This is a genomic window from Sphingomonas sp. (assembly GCF_035910975.1).
In the GTDB taxonomy this organism is placed as follows: Bacteria; Pseudomonadota; Alphaproteobacteria; order Sphingomonadales; family Sphingomonadaceae; genus Sphingomonas.
The window spans coordinates 1-1,179 of the sequence record NZ_JAMHWM010000002.1 but is presented as its reverse complement, the minus strand read 5'-3'; the positions used below and the strand labels follow the sequence as shown (position 1 = coordinate 1,179).

General features: G+C 66.4%; 3 protein-coding genes. 2 read left to right on the top strand and 1 reads right to left on the bottom strand.

Annotation, left to right across the window (positions count from 1 at the left end):
* The coding region (locus VYI76_RS00045; RefSeq protein WP_326522726.1) for an ATP-binding protein at positions 1-396 on the top strand (396 nt) is incomplete at its 5' end.
* A 29-nt stretch (positions 397-425) separates the two neighbouring features.
* On the top strand, positions 426-884 hold the full coding sequence (locus VYI76_RS00040; RefSeq protein ID WP_298856825.1) for a cupin domain-containing protein: 459 nt from the start codon (positions 426-428) through the stop codon (positions 882-884).
* An 88-nt stretch (positions 885-972) separates the two neighbouring features.
* Here the strand turns inward: VYI76_RS00040 and VYI76_RS00035 are convergent.
* The coding region (locus tag VYI76_RS00035; protein WP_326522725.1) for a hypothetical protein at positions 973-1,179 on the bottom strand (207 nt) is incomplete at its 5' end.

Genomic DNA, 1,179 nt, shown 5'->3' with positions numbered 1-1,179 from the left:
AAGGGACTTGCGCTCAAGGTCGCTGCGCAGGATGTCGAACTTTTGCTGGACCTCGGCAAGGTCCGCCAGATCGTCGAGAACCTCGTCGGCAACGCCGTCAAGTACACGGCCACCGGCGAGGTCAAAGTTGCCGCCGAAGTCCGCTCGACTCCGACGGGGCCGCGCGAACTCCTGATCGTCGTCGCGGACACGGGCATCGGTATTTCGGAAGACGTCCAGGACCGCGTCTTCGAGCCCTTCTTCAAGGCGGCGCAGTCGCCGGCCCGACGGGACGGTCTGGGCCTTGGCCTGGCCATCGTCAAGTCCCTGGTCACCAAGCTCGGCGGCCGCATCGAACTGCAGTCGCGCGCCGGCAAGGGAACGACGGTCGTCGTATCTCTTCCGCTTGCCGATTAGGCAGACAGCACGAAAAGAAGGAGAACTGCATGCCCAGGATCGACGTCACCGCCGTACCCGGACGCCGGGGATCGGGCTATCCAAAGCCGTTCGACGCGCCCTGCAGTGCGCGCACCCGCCGTCGCCTGGGCGAAGCCGGCGGGCTTCGCGACTTCGGCGTCAACCTGATGACCCTGCCGCCGGGCGGTTGGTCCAGCCAGCGCCACTGGCACAGCGACGAGGACGAGTTCGTCTATCTGCTTGAAGGCGAAGTGACGCTCGTCGAGGACGGCGGTGAGACGCTGATGCGCGCCGGCGATTGCGCGGCATTTCCGAAGGGCAGCGGCAACGGCCACCACCTCATCAACAGGTCCTCCGCGATCGCCGTCTATCTGGAAGTGGGCTCGCGCAATCCGAACGACCTCACCACCTGCTCCGACATCGACATGATGAGTTCCAACGCCGACGGCCGGTTCTTGCACAAGGATGGCTCGCCCTTCTCTGTGTGATAGCGGCGCGCATCGGTTCGAAAGCGCTGCTGCCGTGACCGCGGAAGGATCCCGGACTGACCGCTCGATGTTCGGGCGTGCCGAGGGCTCAGAACAGCTCCAACTCGGCTGCTGCACCGCCCGCGATCGATCTGGGTTCCGTGGCGCAAGCGTCCGGCCTGACCGCCAGCGACAAGGGGTCTGGAACTTCCGCCCGAGGACGCCGCGTCAGCACCTCACCGGCGATCTGCTCGGGCGTCTGGTGCGAGAGGCGCTCCAGGTACGCCAGCAGCGGCTCCACCCGGGCGCCCGTGAC